The following is a 17,139-nucleotide window of genomic DNA, read 5'->3' as shown; positions in this document are numbered from 1 at the left end:
CTCCTATTCGAAACGCGCGTTGTCGGGCGCGGTCATGCGCCGGAGCAGCGGCAGGGCCGTGAGGATCACCAGGAGGGAGGCGGCCAGGCCGCCGCCCAGGGAGGCGAAGTAGACGGGCCCGGGCATCGCCAGAGAGGCGCCCTTCATCGCGAGCTGGTCGATGAACGGCTCGGCCACGCCGAAGCCGGCGCCGGCGGCGAGCACGGCGGCCAGCACGAGCGGCAGCGCCGACTCCAACAGCACCACCGTGGCCAGGGTGCGGATGGGCGTGCCGGCCAGCCGCAGCAGCGTGAACGGCTGCCTGCGCTCCACCAGGCCACCGCCGACCGCCACCACGAGGCTGCAGGCGCCGGCGACCAGGGTGAGCGCCACCATGGCCAGCGCGATGTTCTCCGCCCGGACGTACAGGTCGGCTCTGACCTGGGCGATCTCGGCGAAGGTCATCGGGGCTTCGGCGGTGTAGCCGGCCAGCAGCGTACGCAGCCGCTCCAGTGTCGCCGTGTCGCCCGCGCGGACCATGACGGCTCTCAGCTCGAGCCCCGTCGCGGAAGTGGACTCGCTGGCGGGGCCGGCCAGCGGGAGGAGCCTGTCGATGGTGAGCGGGTTGTCGGCGCCGACGATCCGGTCGAATCGGCCCAGCACGGCCTGCGCGCCCGCGGGGCACCGGCCGAGCACGGGGAAGCGGGCCAGGCCCGAGCACTCGACGACGGAGGTCGCGGGCGGCGGGCCGTCAGGCGTCGGGCGGAGCTTGTCCAGGTCCGCCCTGGCGTAGATCGGCAGTACGTCCACGCCGGGGTCGGCGCGCAGCCGGGCCAGCAGGTCCGCCCCCGCCCGCGGTGACAGCCCCTCGATGCCCGGCCGGTAGAGCGTGGCGCCCAGCACGCCGTTGAGCGTGCCGCCGGCCACGGCCTGCTGGCCCTTGACCACCGTGGGGACGAGGGCCGCGATCGTCGTGCCGATGAACACCGCCAGCACCAGCCCGCTCACCGACCTGAAGGCGGTCTTCGGGTCGGCGGCCAGGCGCTGCGCGGCCAGCAGCGTCGCCGCGCCACGGGTCAGCCGGGCGGCCAGGCGGGCGGCCAGCATCGTCAGCCACGGCCCGGCCAGCACGAGCCCGACCATGATGAGCGCGATCCCGGTGTCGGCCAGCAAAGCGTCGGGTTTGCCCTCCTTGAACGCCGGACCTGCGAACAGCCCCAGCCCGGCCAGCAGCGGGATCACCCGCCACGCCTTCGGCGGCGGCGGGGCGGCCTTCCTGGCCACGCCGAGCGGTGAGATCCGGACCCGGCGCAGCGACCACAGGGCGGCGCCGGCCGAGACGAGCGGCACGCAGGCGAGCACGGCCGCGTACTGGCTGGGGCTCGGGACGGCCAGCTCGGGGAAGAAGCGCGAACCGGTGATCCGCACCTCGGCGACGGCCGGGCGTACGAGCTGGAAGAGCACGACACCGGCCAGCGCGCCGAGCAGCGCGCCCAGCGCGGCGTCCACCGCGGCGAGGACGTTGATCTGCCGGGAGGTGGCGCCGACCAGCCTGATCGCCGCGAAACGCCCCTCGCGGCGGGCGGCGGCCAGGCGGGTGGCGGTGCCCACCAGCACCAGCAGCGGGACGATCAGCCCGATCGCGGCGATGCCGAACCCGACCTGGTAGACCTCCGCGCTGTCGTCGACCGCGGGCTCGGTGGCGACGGTGTCGACCTGCCGGGTGCCGATCATGGCGGCGACCTCCTGCGGCGTCCGTCCCACCACGATGGCCAGCTCGTCGGGGCCGGACAGCGCCGCGTGGCCGATCAGGCCCGCGCGCTCCCCGGGGAAGCGGTCGGCGAGCTGCTCGCGCGGCGCCGAGTCCAGCAGCCTGGCCAGCGCGGGCGAGGCGTAATAGCGGCCGGGGGCGGGCATCCCCGGCAGGCCGGGGATGACCGGCGCCCGGGCGCCGAGCGCGGCGGCGTCGAGCCTCTTGATCATCCGGCCCGCGTAGTAGTCCTCGCGGAGGTTCCACAGCGCGCCGTCGGCGGTGGCGTCCAGGGCCCAGCCGCTGGGCGCCGTGCCCTGCGTGCACTCCCAGCAGGGCCGGTCGTAGGTGGCCTGGAAGGCGTTGAACAGCGACAGCGTGGCCAGCAGCACCGCGACGCCGACCGCCACCCCGGCCACGATCAGCGCCAGCCGGGCCGCCGTCTCCCTGCCGCTGCGCACCGACAACCGCAGACCCAGCGAGATCATCGGACGATCCCACTGGCGTACGGGTCGGTCACCTTGCCGTCGCGCACGACGACCTCCCGGTCGGCGCAGGCGGCGACCCGGGCGTCGTGCGTCACCACGATCACGGCGGCGCCCTCCTCGCGGGCCAGGCCCACCAGCTGGTCCATCACGTGCTCGCCGGTGAGCGAGTCGAGCGCGCCGGTCGGCTCGTCGGCGAAGATCACCCGCGGCCGCGTGACCAGCGCTCTGGCGATGGCCACCCGCTGCGCCTGCCCGCCGGACAGCTCCGCGGTACGCCGGCCGCCCAGGCCGGCCAGCTCCAGCCGCTCCAGCCAGGAGGCGGCCCGCTCGTAGGCGTCCTTGCGCCTGGCGCGGCCGAGCAGCAGCGGCAGCGCCACGTTGTCGGTCACGGTCAGCTCGGGCACCAGCTGGCCGAACTGGAAGACGAAACCGAAGGCGGTGCGCCGCAGCTCGCTGCGGCGACTGTCGTCCAGCGTGTCCAGCCGCCGCCCGTCGAACCAGACCTCGCCGCTGTCCGGGGTGAAGATCCCGGCCAGGCAGTGCAGCAGCGTCGACTTGCCGGAGCCGCTCGGCCCCATGATGGCCAGCACCTCGCCCGCGGTCACCGACAGGCTGGCCTCCCGCAGCGCGGGCGTGCTGCCGAAGGAGCGGCTGATCCCCTCGGCCCGCAGCAGAGCGTTGACGATCATCGGTTGCGCACCGTCTCCGCCAGCGCCTCGAGCCGGGCCTGGGTGACGTCGATCCACCGCAGGTCGGCTTCGAGGCGGAACAGGGCGTGGTCGGCGAGGAGCGTGTCCACCAGCGTGCCTTCGCGCCTGATCTCCGTCAGCTCCCGCATGCGCCGCAGATGCGTCGCGCGCTGGGCGTCCAGGTAGCCCGCCGCGTCGCGGCCCAGCATCAGCGCCAGCACGACCTTGGTGAAGAACACCGTCTGCAGGTACGGCTCGGCCGCGACCGGCTCGGCCAGCCACGCCTCGACCTCGCTCGTGCCGACCGGGGTGATGGCGTAGCGCTTGCGGTCGGGGCCGTCGCCCGGCTCGCTCTGCCCCGCGGTGATCTTGCCGTCGCGGGTCAGGCGGGCGAGCGTGGAGTACACCTGGCCGAAGGGGAGCGACTTTCCCCCGCCGAAGTAGGTGTCGTAGTCGCGTTTCAGGTCGTATCCGTGGCTCGGCTGCCGCTCGAGAAGGCCGAGCAGTGCTAGAGGGACGCTCATGCCCGGAGATTATACACCGAGAGTATATTCACGACGTATAAGGCTCTTGGCTCCCGAGCTCGTCTTCCGCGGCAGCACCGTCCCGCCCGCGGGTGATCCCTATCCCGGGATGGCGGGGAGATCGATGACCACCCGCTTGTCGCCGAGGTTGTAGGTGAGCACGTAGCGCGTGGTGTGGTCGATGGTGACGGCCTCCATGTAGTCAGAGGCGGCTTTGTCGGGCATGTGGCTCTTGAAGCTGAAGAGATCGCCGGTCCTGCGGGTCTTGAGGTCGTACAGGAACAGGCGGTTGTCGGCCGGGGACGAGTCCCGCGTGAGCACGAGGAAGCGGTCGAGAATGGGCGGCCCCACCGGCACCGGCCTGGCGGTCAGGACGTGCCGGCCGGAGCCGTCACGGCGGAACGCCTGCGCGGCCGCCCGGTTGACGCACCAGGTGAGCGAGCAGGTCCCGTCATCTGTCCTGGCGTCGCGCCGTTCTCCTGTCACGACGTTGACCAGGCGCCGGAACGTGGGCTGAGGATCGGACGGCTCGCCGGCGAGGCTCTTGGGCGCTCCCGCCCAGGGCCATTGCAGCAGGTGGAACCGTTCGGTGCCGGGGATCGGGGCCGGGGCGCCGCCGGAGAGCGGGGCCTGGTAGATGCCGCCTTCGGTGAAGCGCGACCAGACGACCTTGTCGTCCACGACGGTCATCAGGTCGATGTCGCCATTTTTCATGCTCTGGCGGATTGAGGTGACCTTGCGAGCCGTGCCCCCCGTCACCGGGGCCGTCCAGATGTCGAGCAGGCCTTTGACCTTCCCCGAGGAGACCGTGTACCAGAGCAGCCGCCCGGTGCTGAGCACGACGGGCGAGGTGTAGTCCGTCCTGGGCGGCGGCACGAACGCGACCAGCCGCTTCACGGTGCCGGTGCGGACGTCGTACGACCACCAGACCGTGTCGCCCTTGCCGGTCCTGGCCAGCAGCGTGTGCTCGTCGAGGAACGCCTCCGGGCGGTAGGCGAGGCCGTTCGGCAGCTGCTTCGACAGGACGTGCGTGGCACGCGGCCACAGCTCCGACACCGGCACGGGACGGCTCATGTCGGCGGCCACCGGGCCGTCCGGCTTGTTCGGCACGGCCCGCTGGATCACCACGGTGGTGGCGGCGACGAGTACGGCCACCCCGGCGGCCGCCGCCACCGGCCGCCAGACGCGTCGGCGTGCGGGCCGCGCGCGCAGGTATCGGCTGGGCGGTGGGGGCTCCTCCTCGCGCGACATGTCGGCGAACGTCTCGCGGAGCAGTTCTTCGATGTTCACGCGGGCTCCCTCATGGTCCTCAGTTCGGGGGCGACCTTCTTCAGCCGTTCCAGCGACCTGTGGGTCTGGCTCCGTACCGACCCCACGCTGATGCCGAGCACCTTGGCGATCTCGCTCTCCGGCAGGTCCTCGAAGTAACGCAGCACGAGGACGGCGCGCTGGCGAGGCGTCAGCCGGGCCAGCGCCGAGCGCATCACCAGCCGCAGGTCCGCGACATCGGCGTGCCCGTCGTCGGCCTGGTCGGGCAGGTGATCGGTGGACACCTCGGCCGCCTTGGAGCGCCGCCGCCACCAGCTCACCTGTTCGTGGTACATGGCGCGGCGGACGTAGCCCTCGACGGCGGTGAGATCGCGCAGCCTGGCCAGGTTCGCGGCCGTCTTGGTCAGCGCCGACTGCACGAGGTCCTCGGCGGAGTGACGGTCCCCGGTCAGCAGGTAGGCGGTACGGAACAGGGCCGCCGAACGCTCGACGACGAACGTCCGGAACTCCGCTTCACGATCTGGATCCACCCGGCCTCCTTGCCTGTGTCACCAAGCAAGGACGCGGAGGAGGCAGGAAACTATGCCGTCACGCGGTGACCTGGTCGAGCAGCTCGAGCAGATGGTGGTTACGGCCGGCCGGTGGCGCGGGTCAGGCCGAGCTCGTGTGTCGCCTGCGCGGCCTGCGCAGGGCCAGGGGAGCGTGCGCCCTACTTCATCGCGAGCACAACTGGACCATTTCGGTGTCGCACAAGGCGATCTCCAGTTACTGACAGTGGCTCACTGGCCGCGCGAGAACAGGCCCATCTCTTGCTCTCACAAGCTGCGTGGAGAGGCGCGAAGATCAACGCATCGACTCAGGTAGCGTGACAGGGTTGTCCGGAGAGTCCAGCCACACATATTGGCCGCTGGGTGTGACGCGCATCCCGAACCTGCCCAGTTCGGGCCTTTGCCATTCCGTCCACTGGGAAAAAGCCCTCTCTACCTCATCCCACAGGTTGCGGGACCCGGCTTGCCAGACTTCAAGGCCCGATACGTAAGCCTTGGAATCACCGGCCCACAGCCAAACTTGAAAGCCGTTCTCCCTGTCCACACTTGCAGCGATGTCGGGCAACATTCCAGCGATGGCCACGTCCGCGCCGTACCCTGCGCGAAATACCGTCACCGGATCGATCTCCGTGGACCTGGACCGAAAATCTGCCTCAAAAAACGGTGGAGGAGCAGCGCGCTGGCTTCTTAGCAGCATGTACCCGGCGTACCCCGTGAAATTCCCGGATGCCGTACCATGCGGGCCAACTGACAACCGCAACTGATACCCAGGCTCATAACGGGGCATCCACGGCAGCACAATCACCCCGCCACACCGTGTCTGCCGCACCCACTCATAGGGGACCTCGAACACGCCACAGGTGACATGGACACGGTCGTAGGGAGCCCCCCGGACCCATCCTCGTCCACCATCGCCTCGCACCAAGTGTGGTCGGTGGCCAGCCTCCCTGAGATTGCCGACTGCTGTCGAGAACACCTCCTCATCGATCTCTACGCTTGTCACACATCCCTCACCGATCCGATGCGTCAGCAGACCAGCCGTCCATCCTGGCCCCGTGCCGATCTCCAGCACCCGATCGTTCGTGTCGGCCCCGAGAAGTTCAAGGAAGTCCAGCACAACCCCCGGAGCCGACAGGGACGAGGTATAGCGCCCTGGCCCTTTGCTGATCTCGGTGGCCCCGTCGTCGAATTGCGTGATGATCGCATGGTCGGCATAGGCCGCTTTGAGCCATGCGTCGGGATTGCTCGCCCGATCGATCAGGTAGCCGGGGGCGTCGTCCGGTGCGGCCCAGGCAACCGCCGGCACGAAAAGGTGACGGGGCACGGCGAGCAATGCTGCCCGCCATGCCTCATCCGTCAACTCACCGTTGGAGGCCAAAGCGTTGACCATCGCAACATTGAGTTCTTCGGGATTCACTAGTGCCTTCCGCCGCCCTTGCCGTTCTTCTCCGGCCCTGTCGGTTCTTTCGGCTTGAATGGTACGTCTTTCTTCTGTTCGCCTGCATGTTTCGGTGCGGGCTTGTCGTCCTTGTCGTCCTTGTCCTTGCCCATGATACTCCTTCCGCCATGCGGTTCGACGTCCGCTCTGGGTCCACGTTAGCTTCTAAGCCTTGGCGTCGATACAGCTGTTCGGTGAGAAAATTGGGCCCCTAGCCACTGTTGTCCATTTTTGAAAAAGCGCCATTATCCCACTTGTGCGAAGCGGGATAATGATTTCCTTTTTGGCTAAACCTTTTTCTTGCCTCCTTTGGATATGATGGCGAATGATGTGCGGCGCACACCGTGCAGAATGTTTAGCTCGCATCTCCGCTGACGATCAACTGCCAGAGATCAAGCACGCGGATCCGCGTCATGCCACGACCGATCTCCATGACCGTGCGCACTCCAGTGTCGCTGTTTCGCTCTGTCCGCCGGATCAGGTACGACCCGCCCTCTATGCACTGCTCATACTCGACGGACCCCCAGGTGACGAACTCCTTGATCCTTGCTCGCGTCCCGTGCGAGTTGTACGGGGCCCACTCAAGGCGGGACCTGCATGGCGCGGTCATGGCTCGACGGGGGTGTGCCGCAGCGGGTTGGGGTGCTTGGTCGGCCCGTCGATTCTGCCCAGGTTGCGGCGCCAGCGGGGGCATTTCTTGATCGCCACGTCGAACGCGACCACTTCGCCCCAACCGCCCTCGGCGAGTCCCTCGATCAACCACGTCCAGGCGAACATGAGATCGGTCGTGAGGATCGATCCGGAGACCTGGTCGGGCTGGACAGGGTTGACGTAAGCCTGCACGAGATACAGGTTCACCGTGTTCTTCGGAACGAAGATCAACATGCCGCTGATCTCGACGTCCAGCTTGTCGAAGGAGGGCACTTGTGGCCTGGTCAAGGCGTCCATGCCTCCTCGGAAGCTAGGCTTCTGCATGGGTCAGGACCTCGATTCCTGATCAAGGCTCCGGATCCCCCGGTGTTAGCGCACCGGGCCGGGGCCGCCTTTTATGGCGAGGGTGCGGAAAACAGCAGCCCACGGGGATAACGTTGCTAATACCGGAAGCCATGGTCTAGGGGTTGGCTGTCCGCGAGGTGTCCGCAGCACTCGCGGGCAGGGCGCGGACAGGGCAGGGAGCACCGCATGGGCATAGAAACCTTCGGCGCGGCACTTCGACGCCTACGTGGCGATATGTCCATCCGTGACGCAGCCCGCCTAGCCAACGTTGGCAAAAGCTATATTTCCGATCTCGAAAACGGGCGACGCACGCCCAGCTTGGCCATCGCAACGGCACTCGATAGAGCACTCGGGGCAAAGGGCGAACTGGTGGCTCTAGCGCCGTCCGCACCAGACCATAAAGTTCTCAGCCGCCCAGGCTTGAAGATATCAGAAGATATAACTGATGTGCTCAGTCGCATCGACAGACTAAATAGAGCAGTCAGCCCAGAGATAATTCGCCAGCTAAGAGACAACCTCGGTGATATCATATTCCGATACGACCAGCTAGATCATTCGGATCTTGTTCCTGCTCTCCTCCGCCAGCGAACCTGGATAGATACTCTTCTTGACGAATGCAGTCATCCGAGGGAGCGTCAGCAGCTGTTTGAAATCGCGTGCGGGACATCGGGCATACTCGGTTACATAGCTGTCGGACGCGGTAGGTTTCCGCTGGCGCGAGCGTACTGTGCTGAAGCATTCCAGCTTGGCGACTTCGCGCAAGATTCTAACCTACAGGCTTGGGCGCGAGGTATGCAAAGCTTCTGCGAATACTACGCTCGGAAATACGATGAGGCGCTGAGCCTGGCGCTAGACGGCCTGGCCTATGCGAATTCTGGGCCACAGGGCGTGCGGCTTACAATTAATTGCATGGCTCGGGCATTGGGAAAACTTGGAGATGCCGAAGGCGTTCATCGTGCTATCGATCAAGCATACGATCTCGTGTCGTGCAATGAGTCCCCCAAAGGGCTTCCTTCTAGCATCTCGTTTGAATGCTACAGCTCGGCCCAAATAGCGAGCAATGCGGCAACCGCCTACGTGTCGCTTGGAATGCCGGAAAAGGTTCAGCAATACATAAAAATAGCTCTGCCTGACATTAATAAGTCGGAGTCGCCTTGGAGTCGTTCTCTCGTTATGATAGATTACGCCGTTTCGCTGATTTCCTCCAAAGAAGCCGATCTGCAACACGTTGAGGATCTCGTTCTTGATGCGCTAAATATTTCGGCAGATCGTCCGATAATATCGATTCAGCAGCGCGCTATGGAATTTGCTCGCCTAGCTGCTCAACGATGGGGCGAAGCGGGTAGATTCAGCGACATTCGCGATGCGATATATGCACGGGAAGTGCGTTGATGAGCGAACCGTGCCACGATGATTTTCGCAATTCTTCCAACGTTGACGGAGTCAACGAGCGTTTCCGGACGCTTCGATATCTCACCAACCATTGGGATCGCCCCGCCGCCCCGCGTGCCTATTACTGGTACCTGACGTTCGAGGCGTCGCCGCAACTGCGGCCCCTCGTCAAGCAATGCCAGGAAGCAATCTCCTTTCCTTATTATGATTTGATCCCTGAAAGCGGCTTGCATCTCACGCTCGACAGGATTGCGCTCGAGCGCGAGGTGACGTCGACTCAGCTACGTCTCATCGAAGCTGCCGCGATGCGTGCTTGCAGGGAAATAGCGCCGTTCAACATTTCCATCGACTCTTTGGGTGGCACCCCCGGCGCGCTCGGGTTTAGCGCTTCGCCTGGCGGCCCGATCAGAAATCTTCGCGAGATCCTTCGCGAGGCAACTCTCTCGGTCCATCCGGATGCGCCCATCAAAGATTCCAAATTCAATCCGCACGTGACAATAGCCTACTGCAATACTGCCGATATTCCCGCAGCAGAGGCTATTGCAACAGTCGAGAAACTACATGCTCTTCCCTCCGCCGACGTCGCGGTCAAGGAAACTTCGCTCGTCTTGCTTGAGCGACGGCAACGCGCGTATGTATGGCAAGAGATTTCCCGCATACCGCTCTCCGGGCAATAAGCCTGGGGGCGAACGGTCAGCCCGTCCGGCCACTCTGGGCTTCGCGTTCCCCCGTGCGCCGTCGCTGAGACGCGGTCTCACCAGGGAGGAGGAACGTCAGGAAAGCGATGAAGTGGCCGCACGCCATCCGCTGAAAGGAGGTGATGCCAAGCGAGCAACCCGCAGACCCCCAACCGAGGAAATCGAAAGAAGGTGGTGAACTCCGCTCTGGAAGAGTGGGTGCGGCGGCAGTCGGAAGATGCGTCGGAAAGGTCAATCGAGTGGGCGCGCGGCGCTGCTGCGATGAACGTCCGGAACTCCGCTTCACGATCTGGATCCACCCGGCCTCCTTGCCTGTGTCACCAAGCAAGGACGCGGAGGAGGCAGGAAACTATGCCGTCACGCGGTGACCTGGTCGAGCAGCTCGAGCAGATGGTGGTACGGCTTGCCGGTGGCGCGGGTCAGGCCCAGCTCGCAAGTGCGGTTGACCGAGGCGTGCGCGGCGAAGTCCCCGGCCGCCACGGACGCGGCTTCGGCGCGGGTGGCCGAGGCGGTCAGCTCCGGGTGGAGCAGGCCGCGGTCGCCGGCGAAGGCGCAGCACTGCCAGCCGTCGGGAACGACGACCCGCTCCGCTACGGCCTGCGCGATCCGGGTGATGGCGGCGTCCAGGCCGAGCCGGGTGGACGAGCACGTGGGGTGCAGGGCCAGGGAGGGCAGGCGGCGGGCGTCCGGCAGCCGGGGCAGGATGTGCTCGGCGGTGAAGGCGGCCGCGTCGATCACCTGAAGGCCGGGGACGAGATGTCCGTAGCCCTCGGTGCAGGAGGCGGCGTCGCTGACGACCGGGACGCGGCCGCCGTCGGTGGCCGCGAGCAAGCTGTCGCTGACGCGGCGGCCCATCGCCTCGTGGCCGTCGGTGTAGCCCTTCGACGACCAGGGCGTGCCGCAGCACAGGCTCCCGATCCCCTCCGGGACGTGCAGCCGCAGGCCGGCGCGCTCGGCCAGGCGCCGGAACGCGGTCATGACTCCGGGGCCGCCGTCGGCGGGGGCGAACAGCGTGTTCAGGCAGGACGGGACGTAGACGGCGTCCGCGTCGGCTCCGGTGACGGGGGCAGGGCGGCGGCGCGTGCCGCCGCGGGGCAGGTCGCGGGTCCACTGGGGGACCGCGTCGGGGCCCGCGACGGAGCGGGCGGCGCGGCTGGCGCCCTCGGCGAGCCGGGGCGGGGCCGCGGCCGCGGTGTCCAGGGCCAGGTTCATCGCCCGGGTGATGCCGTCCCAGTGGCCGGCGGCGGTCTTCCAGCCCTTCTGCGCCAGGCGCCCGTGCCGCTCGGCCCGCAGGCGTTTGGTGAGGTCGCCGGTGTTGATGAGGACGGGGCAGGCGGTGGCGCACATGCCGTCCACGGCGCAGGTGTCCACGGCGTCGTAGCCGTACTCCTCCTCCAGTTGGCGGGCGAGCGCGTGATCGCCCGCCTCGTGGGCGGCGGCCAGTTCGCGGCGCAGCACGATGCGCTGGCGCGGGGTGGTGGTGAGGTCGCGGCTCGGGCAGACGGGCTCGCAGTAGCCGCACTCGACGCACCGGTCGACCTCGGGCTCGACGGTGACGACGGCCTTGAGGTCGCGCAGGTGGGCGTCGTCCCGGTCAGTGAGGAGGACGCCGGGGTTGAGGGTGTCCGCGGGGTCGCACAGGCGCTTGACCTCGCGCATCACCTCGTACAGCTCGTCGCCGTACTGGCGGCGCACGAAGGGCGCCATGACGCGGCCGGTGCCGTGCTCCGCCTTGAGCGTGCCGCCCCGGCCCAGGACGGCCTCGACCATGTCCTCGGTGAAGTCGGCGTAGCGCCGCAGGTCCGTGTCGAAGCGCTCGTTGAGCATGAAGTGCAGGTTGCCGTCCTTGGCGTGGCCGAAGATGACGCTGCGCTCGTACCGGTGCTTGGCGAACAGGTCGGTCAGCTCGTCGCAGAGGTCGGCCAGTCCGGGCACCGGCACGGCGACGTCCTCCAGGAGGGCGGTGGTGCCGCTGGGGCGGGCGCCGGCGACGGAGGCGTACAGGCCCTTGCGGATGTGCCACAGCGCGGCCCGGCCGCCGGCGTCCCTGCTCAGGCGGGCGGGCGCCGCGAGCCGCAGCCCGGCGAACGCGCGCTCGGCCGCGTGTTCGCGCTCGGCGAGCAGATCGGCGTCGGACTCCTGCCATTCGATCAGCAGCGCGGCGTGCTCCTGAACGGCGAGCGTGCGGAGCACGTCGTCGGCCTTGGGGTCGGTCTGGGCCACCCGCAGGGACTCGGCGTCCAGCAGCTCGACGGCGGCGGGCTCGGCTGCCACCAGCTCGGGCATCGCCGCCATCGCCTGGCGCAGGCTGGGGAAGACGAGCAGGCCGGTGGCGGCCAGCGGGTGCGCGGGGACCGTACGCAGCACCGCCTCGGCGACGAACCCCAGCGTGCCCTCGCTGCCGATGACCAGGTGGGCGAGGATCTGCGCGGGCGAGTCGTGGTCGAGGAAGCTGTTGAGGCCGTAGCCCATGGTGTTCTTGAGCGAGAACTGGGCGGTGACGCGACGCACCGAGTCGGGATTGCCGCGGACGCGGTCACGCAGCCGTTCCAGGCCGGCCGCGAGGTCGGGTTCGAGGGCGCGCAGGCGCTCGTCGGCGTCGGGGGCTCCGGTGTCGAGGACGGTGCCGCTGGGCAGCACCAAGGTCATCGACTCCAGTGTCCGGTACGTGTTGGCGTGCGTGCCGCAGGTCATGCCGCTGGAGTTGTTCGCGACGACCCCGCCGATCGTGCAGGCCGACTCGCTGGCCGGGTCCGGGCCGAGCTTGCGGCCGTACGGGGCGAGCCGGGCGTTGACCTGCCGCAGCACCGCCCCCGGCTGCACCCGCACCCGCGCCCCGTCGTCGAGCACCTCGATGCCGCGGAAGTGCCGGCGGGTGTCGACCAGCAGGTGCTCGCTCACGCCCTGCCCGCTCAGGCTGGTGCCGCCCGAGCGGAAGGTCAGCGGCAGGCCGGCGCGCATCAGTGCCGCCACCTGCCCGGCGCTCTCGGGCACCAGCACGGCCTGAGGGGTGAGCAGGTAGTGGGAGGCGTCGTGCGCCATGCCGAGCCGGTCGCTCGCCCGGGTGCGGGCGATGCCGGGCACGGCGGCCTCCACCGCGGCCAGGGTCGCCTGGTCGGGCGCGCCCAGCCGCCGCGAGTCAGGATCAGTCACGGTGGAGCTCCCTTGAAGTCATCGCCGCGGGTCGATGTGGATCTTAGGACCCGGTCCGGCCCCCGGCCAGGGCGGGGCCGAACCGCCCAGGATACCTACTGCGGTGCAGTCCTTGAGCCCAGGTCACGGGGGTCGAGCGGCGGCGGCACCGCAAGACTTGTGGGCCGGTCATGCGAAGAGCTGGCCGCCGTTGACGTCGATGGTGGCGCCGGTGATCGCCTTCGCATGGTGGGAGGCGAGGTAGATCACGGCGCGGGCCACGTCCTCCTCCGTGGCGATGCGGCGCAGCGCCATCGCCGAGACGTCACGCGCGCGGATCTCCTCGAACGTCACGCCCTCCGCCGCGGCCCGCGTCCGCATCCACTCGTCGAGCACCTCGCTGGCGATCCAGCCGGGCGCGACGCAGTTCACCCGCACCCCGTACGGCCCGAGCTCGTCGGCCAGGCAGTGGGACAGCAGGTGCGCGGCGGCCTTGCCGGCGGCGTAGTCGCTGCGCCCCGCGTAGCCCGTGCGGGACGACATGGAGGTGATGTTCACGATCGAGCCGGAGCCCTGCGCCACCATGTGCGGCGCGATGAACCTGCAGGCCAGCAGCGTGCCGTAGCCGCCGGTCTCGACGGCCCGGCGCCACGCCTCGAGGTCGCCGGCGGACATGTCGAGCACGTTCCTGCGGTGCGACCCGGGGAAGGCGGCGTTGACCAGCACGTCCACGCGGCCGAACCGGTCGATCACGGTGTCGGCGAGCCGCAGCATGTCGTCGATCCGGGTCACGTCCGCGGGGACGGCCAGGGCGTCCGGGACCTCGGCGACGGTCCTCTCGAGGGTGGCCGCGGTGCGGGCGGCCACGACGACCCTGGCGCCCTCCTCGCTCAGCAGCCTCGCCAGGGTCCGCCCCAGCCCGGGACCCGCCCCGGTGACGATCGAGACCTCGCCGCCCAGCAGCACATCCAGATCTTACCAAGCGTTTGCTTGTCGAGAGGAGGAGGGCGGCCCCGTTGTTGATTCTGATCAGGGCCGACCTGGCGGCTTCCGTCAGGCGATGGCGTGGGCCAGGGCGGGGGTGTGGGTGCGCCGGCTCAGTGCCGCGGCGGCGAGGATGGCGATGACGGTGAGGTCGAGGGTCATCCTGGCCAGGTCGAGGTTGAGCCAGAGCCCGACCTGGGAGAGCGGCACGGTGTCGCCGCCGGTGGTCCAGCTCAGGACGGTGGGGGCGAAGTACACGTACGTGGTCAGGCGCTGAAGGTAGTACACCGTGGCGGCGATCAGCAGCAACCGCCGCTGCTTGGAGTGCCACGCCAGGGCGAGGGCGGCGGGGAGCAGCACCCACTCCAGCAGCGGATTGATCGCCATGTACAGGCCGGTGGCGCCACCGGCGGCGTTCGAGCGCATCAGCTGCAGGTACGCCTCCGGCGTCGGGTACATCACGTGCTGGACCAGCCCGGCGCCGAGCGTCAGCGCGGCGACGAACGCGGCGGCGAGCGTGACGGCGCTGGGGAACATCGGGTGCCGGGCGCGTAGCCGCAGCAAGGGGACGGCCAGCAGGGCGGCCAGGGCGGTCCACACGAGCCCGCCGGCCGCTCCGGCCGCCACATAGACGGGGGAGGAGGCGGCCAGGCCGCCGAGTGCGCCCAGTGCCGCCGCCAGCGGGGCGATCGTCAGCACCGGCTTGAGCCTGCGGGGGTTGGTAGCGCGGTCGGCAGTCATGGGGTCCATGGCAATTCCTCTCGACAGTCATGTATCTTGGTCTTCGAGACATATTTATCTTGATACTCGAGAGGCTTGAATGTCAAACGAAACCTGGGACGTGCTCCGCCGGGCCGTCGCCGAGGAGATGGAGGCGATGCAGTCGGCCGTCGACGCCTACGACGAGGCGGCCGCGAAGCTGCTCGGCGTCAACCGGACTGACCTGCGCTGCCTGGAGCTGCTCAACCAGCACGAGGACCTGACCCACAGCCGGCTCATGGCCGGGCTCGGCCTGACCACCGGGAGCGTGACCGCGATGGTCGACCGGCTGGAACGCCTCGGCTACGTGACCCGCCGCCCCGACCCCACCGACCGCCGCAAGATCCTGCTCCAGCTCACCGACATCGCCCGCCAGAAGACCTGGGAGTTGTACGGGCCGTTCGTCACCGAGGGCGAGGCGCTCATGCGCGACTACACCACCGCTGACCTGGAGCTGCTGGCGGGTTTCCTGCGCCGCTCCCGGCAGCTGTACGAACAGCAGCTGGAACGCGCCCGCCGGACACGCGACCGGCCCTAGCTCGACGCAGACGGCGTGAAATAGGGGGTGAAGTCCAGTTCCTCCGGGACCTCCAGCAGCTTGCGCACCAGCTTGCCGTCGAATGCCACGACCCGGACCTCGCTGCGTGAGGCGTGGTTGTCCAGCTCCCAGCAGTAGAGGTGCGCCTCGTCGTACCAGCCGAGCACCTTGTCGCAGTCGGAGGAGAACGTGCGGATCCGCCGGCCGGTGGCGGTGTCCCAGATACAGTGGTCGCCGTCGGCCTTCCGCGGGCAGTCGGTGACGAACATCTTGCCCGAGGGCGAGAAGACGCGCCTGGTGCCGGCCGCCGGTGACCCGACGCCCGGGATGTCGCGCGTGCGCTTGCCGGAGGCGTCGAAGAGTCGCAGCCCCTGGTCGTCGCCGTAGACGATGACCACGCCCTGCCCGTCGCCGTCCCAGCCGAAGGAGCCGGCCTGGATCGAGGTGTCGGGCACGTCGACGACGCTGACCTTGGCCCCGGCCACGTCGACGATGGCGAAGCCCAGGGTGATCCAGTCTGCGCCCTTCTTGCCCTTCACCTTTTTCTCGATGTCGAGCAGGACCTTCGAGCCGTCCTTGGACCAGCCGCGGATCGGGCTGACCAGCGGTTCGCGTACGGTCTTGACCCGGAAACTCGAGCCCGACCTCCTGTCGGTGATGAGAACCGAGTCGTAGTCGTCCGAGGTGTAGTACTGGGATCGGCCCGCGAGGTAGCGGCCGTCGGGGGAGACCATCGACTCCCAGTTGCCGGGGTACTTCTCGAACGGGCCGTGCCGCGATTGCCTGGCGTAGTCGACGTCGTCGTCGAGGTTCTTGTTGTAGATCTCGTACGCCGTCAGCGTGATCGGATCGGACGGCTGCTCGTACAGGGTGATCGCTCCCCCGGGTAGTGTGATCTTCGAGGGCGCGGGCCTCGGCGCCTGAGCCGTCTCCTTCGGTGCCGCGGTCGTGGGTCCCGCCTTGGGTGGGTTGTTCCGCAGTGCCGGGCTCAGCACGGCGGCCCCGGCGAGCACGAGCATCAGGGCGACCGCCGCTGTGACGCCGATGACGACAGGTCTCCTGCTCTTCGTCCGCTTGACGTGGGACCGGTCGGTCGGCGCGGCCTCCTTGGCGCCCCACAGGAGGAGGCTCGAGTCGGGCACGGGGTACCCCAGCAGCCGCTTGATCACCTGCTCGGCCGTCAGCCGCTGGGCCGGATCCTTGGAAAGGCACCTCTGCACCACTTCGCGCAGCGGCTCTTCGAGCAGCCCCAGATCGGGCGGGCAGTTGAGCACCCGGTTGATGACCGGTTGCAGGGCGTCGTTGCTGAACGGTGCCCGCCCGCTGGACGCGAAGACCATCATGCCGGCCCAGGCGAACATGTCGGACGCCGGTCCGACCGTGTGCCCCATGATCTGCTCGGGAGACATGTACGCGGGCGTGCCGACCGGCGTGTCGCTGAACGTCGAGGTGGCGTCCAGCGCGCGGGCGATGCCGAAATCGATCACCCGCGGCCCGTCCGGGCCGACGATGACGTTGGCCGGCTTGAAGTCACGATGCACGATCCCGGCCTGATGGATCGCGGCCAGCGCGGTGGCCGTGCCGATGGCCAGCCGGTCCAGGGCGGGCCCGGTCCGCGGGCCGTCCTCCTGGACGATCTGCTGCAGGGAGGAGCCTTGGACGAACTCGCTCACGATGTACGGCCGGTCCAGCTCGACACCCGTGCCGAGCACGGCCGCGGTGCAGAACGGCGCCACGCTCCGGGCGACCTCCGCCTCGCGCAGGAAGCGTCCGACGCTGACGGCGTCGTCCGATTGATCCCGCCGCAGCCATTTGACGGCCACGTGCGCGCCCTCGGAGGTTCTGGCCAGGTAGACGACGCCCTGCCCGCCCTCGCCCAGCCTGCCAAGCAGTTCCAGGTCCCCGAACCGTTGAGGGTCGCCGGACATGAGCGGTGCGGAGGATGGCATGTCGCG

Annotated in this window: 15 protein-coding genes; 3 read left to right on the top strand and 12 right to left on the bottom strand. The window is 68.5% G+C overall.

Annotated elements, in window-relative coordinates:
* Positions 1–3: 3 nt before the first annotated feature.
* The 8 genes from ABD830_RS01545 to ABD830_RS01510 form a co-directional block, all read right to left on the bottom strand.
* On the bottom strand, positions 4–2,217 hold the full coding sequence (locus tag ABD830_RS01545) for an FtsX-like permease family protein (RefSeq protein ID WP_344984416.1): 2,214 nt from the start codon (positions 2,215–2,217) through the stop codon (positions 4–6).
* A complete protein-coding gene (locus ABD830_RS01540) occupies positions 2,214–2,906 on the bottom strand; it encodes an ABC transporter ATP-binding protein (protein WP_344984415.1) in 693 nt (230 codons plus the stop codon). The genes ABD830_RS01545 and ABD830_RS01540 overlap by 4 nt, the downstream gene beginning before the upstream one ends.
* Positions 2,903–3,430 (bottom strand): PadR family transcriptional regulator, encoded by a 528-nt coding sequence (locus tag ABD830_RS01535; protein WP_344984414.1) that lies wholly within the window; start codon positions 3,428–3,430, stop codon positions 2,903–2,905. The genes ABD830_RS01540 and ABD830_RS01535 overlap by 4 nt, the downstream gene beginning before the upstream one ends.
* A 99-nt stretch (positions 3,431–3,529) precedes the next feature.
* Positions 3,530–4,720 carry a TolB-like translocation protein gene (locus ABD830_RS01530; RefSeq protein ID WP_344984412.1) on the bottom strand — a complete coding sequence of 397 codons (1,191 nt, stop codon included), beginning with the start codon at positions 4,718–4,720 and terminating at the stop codon, positions 3,530–3,532.
* Positions 4,717–5,229, bottom strand: coding sequence for a SigE family RNA polymerase sigma factor (locus tag ABD830_RS01525; RefSeq protein WP_344984410.1), 513 nt, complete (start codon positions 5,227–5,229; stop codon positions 4,717–4,719). The genes ABD830_RS01530 and ABD830_RS01525 overlap by 4 nt, the downstream gene beginning before the upstream one ends.
* Positions 5,230–5,542: 313 nt before the next feature.
* Positions 5,543–6,664 carry a methyltransferase domain-containing protein gene (locus ABD830_RS01520; RefSeq protein ID WP_344984409.1) on the bottom strand — a complete coding sequence of 374 codons (1,122 nt, stop codon included), beginning with the start codon at positions 6,662–6,664 and terminating at the stop codon, positions 5,543–5,545.
* Positions 6,664–6,798, bottom strand: coding sequence for a hypothetical protein (locus ABD830_RS01515; protein WP_344984408.1), 135 nt, complete (start codon positions 6,796–6,798; stop codon positions 6,664–6,666). The genes ABD830_RS01520 and ABD830_RS01515 overlap by 1 nt, the downstream gene beginning before the upstream one ends.
* Before the next feature lie 493 nt (positions 6,799–7,291).
* Complete coding sequence (locus tag ABD830_RS01510; protein WP_344984407.1) at positions 7,292–7,633, bottom strand: hypothetical protein; 342 nt, start codon at positions 7,631–7,633, stop codon at positions 7,292–7,294.
* 234 nt (positions 7,634–7,867) lie between these two features.
* Between ABD830_RS01510 and ABD830_RS01505 the strand changes: the two genes are divergently transcribed.
* Both ABD830_RS01505 and ABD830_RS01500 read left to right on the top strand, forming a co-directional pair.
* Positions 7,868–9,073 carry a helix-turn-helix domain-containing protein gene (locus tag ABD830_RS01505; RefSeq protein WP_344984406.1) on the top strand — a complete coding sequence of 402 codons (1,206 nt, stop codon included), beginning with the start codon at positions 7,868–7,870 and terminating at the stop codon, positions 9,071–9,073.
* Positions 9,073–9,750 (top strand): 2'-5' RNA ligase family protein, encoded by a 678-nt coding sequence (locus ABD830_RS01500; RefSeq protein WP_344984405.1) that lies wholly within the window; start codon positions 9,073–9,075, stop codon positions 9,748–9,750. The genes ABD830_RS01505 and ABD830_RS01500 overlap by 1 nt, the downstream gene beginning before the upstream one ends.
* Positions 9,751–10,128: 378 nt before the next feature.
* Here the strand turns inward: ABD830_RS01500 and ABD830_RS01495 are convergent, their stop codons facing one another.
* The 3 genes from ABD830_RS01495 to ABD830_RS01485 all read right to left on the bottom strand — a co-directional run bounded on the left by ABD830_RS01495 (position 10,129) and on the right by ABD830_RS01485 (position 14,637).
* Positions 10,129–12,924 carry an FAD-binding and (Fe-S)-binding domain-containing protein gene (locus tag ABD830_RS01495; protein WP_344984404.1) on the bottom strand — a complete coding sequence of 932 codons (2,796 nt, stop codon included), beginning with the start codon at positions 12,922–12,924 and terminating at the stop codon, positions 10,129–10,131.
* A gap of 168 nt (positions 12,925–13,092) precedes the next feature.
* The gene (locus ABD830_RS01490; protein WP_344984403.1) at positions 13,093–13,869 is read right to left on the bottom strand and encodes an SDR family oxidoreductase; all 777 of its coding nucleotides are present in this window, start codon (positions 13,867–13,869) and stop codon (positions 13,093–13,095) included.
* An 87-nt stretch (positions 13,870–13,956) separates the two neighbouring features.
* On the bottom strand, positions 13,957–14,637 hold the full coding sequence (locus tag ABD830_RS01485; RefSeq protein ID WP_344984402.1) for a hypothetical protein: 681 nt from the start codon (positions 14,635–14,637) through the stop codon (positions 13,957–13,959).
* A gap of 70 nt (positions 14,638–14,707) precedes the next feature.
* On the opposite strand from ABD830_RS01485, the gene ABD830_RS01480 reads away from it, so the two are divergent.
* Positions 14,708–15,184 (top strand): MarR family winged helix-turn-helix transcriptional regulator, encoded by a 477-nt coding sequence (locus ABD830_RS01480; RefSeq protein ID WP_344984401.1) that lies wholly within the window; start codon positions 14,708–14,710, stop codon positions 15,182–15,184.
* On the opposite strand, the gene ABD830_RS01475 is transcribed toward ABD830_RS01480, so the two are convergent.
* On the bottom strand, positions 15,181–17,133 hold the full coding sequence (locus tag ABD830_RS01475) for a protein kinase domain-containing protein (RefSeq protein ID WP_344984400.1): 1,953 nt from the start codon (positions 17,131–17,133) through the stop codon (positions 15,181–15,183). The two genes, ABD830_RS01480 and ABD830_RS01475, sit on opposite strands and share 4 nt — an antisense overlap.
* Positions 17,134–17,139 lie beyond the last annotated feature (6 nt).

This window comes from Nonomuraea helvata (assembly GCF_039535785.1).
Taxonomy (GTDB): domain Bacteria; phylum Actinomycetota; class Actinomycetes; order Streptosporangiales; family Streptosporangiaceae; genus Nonomuraea; species Nonomuraea helvata.
This window is presented reverse-complemented; position numbering and strand designations above follow the sequence as displayed.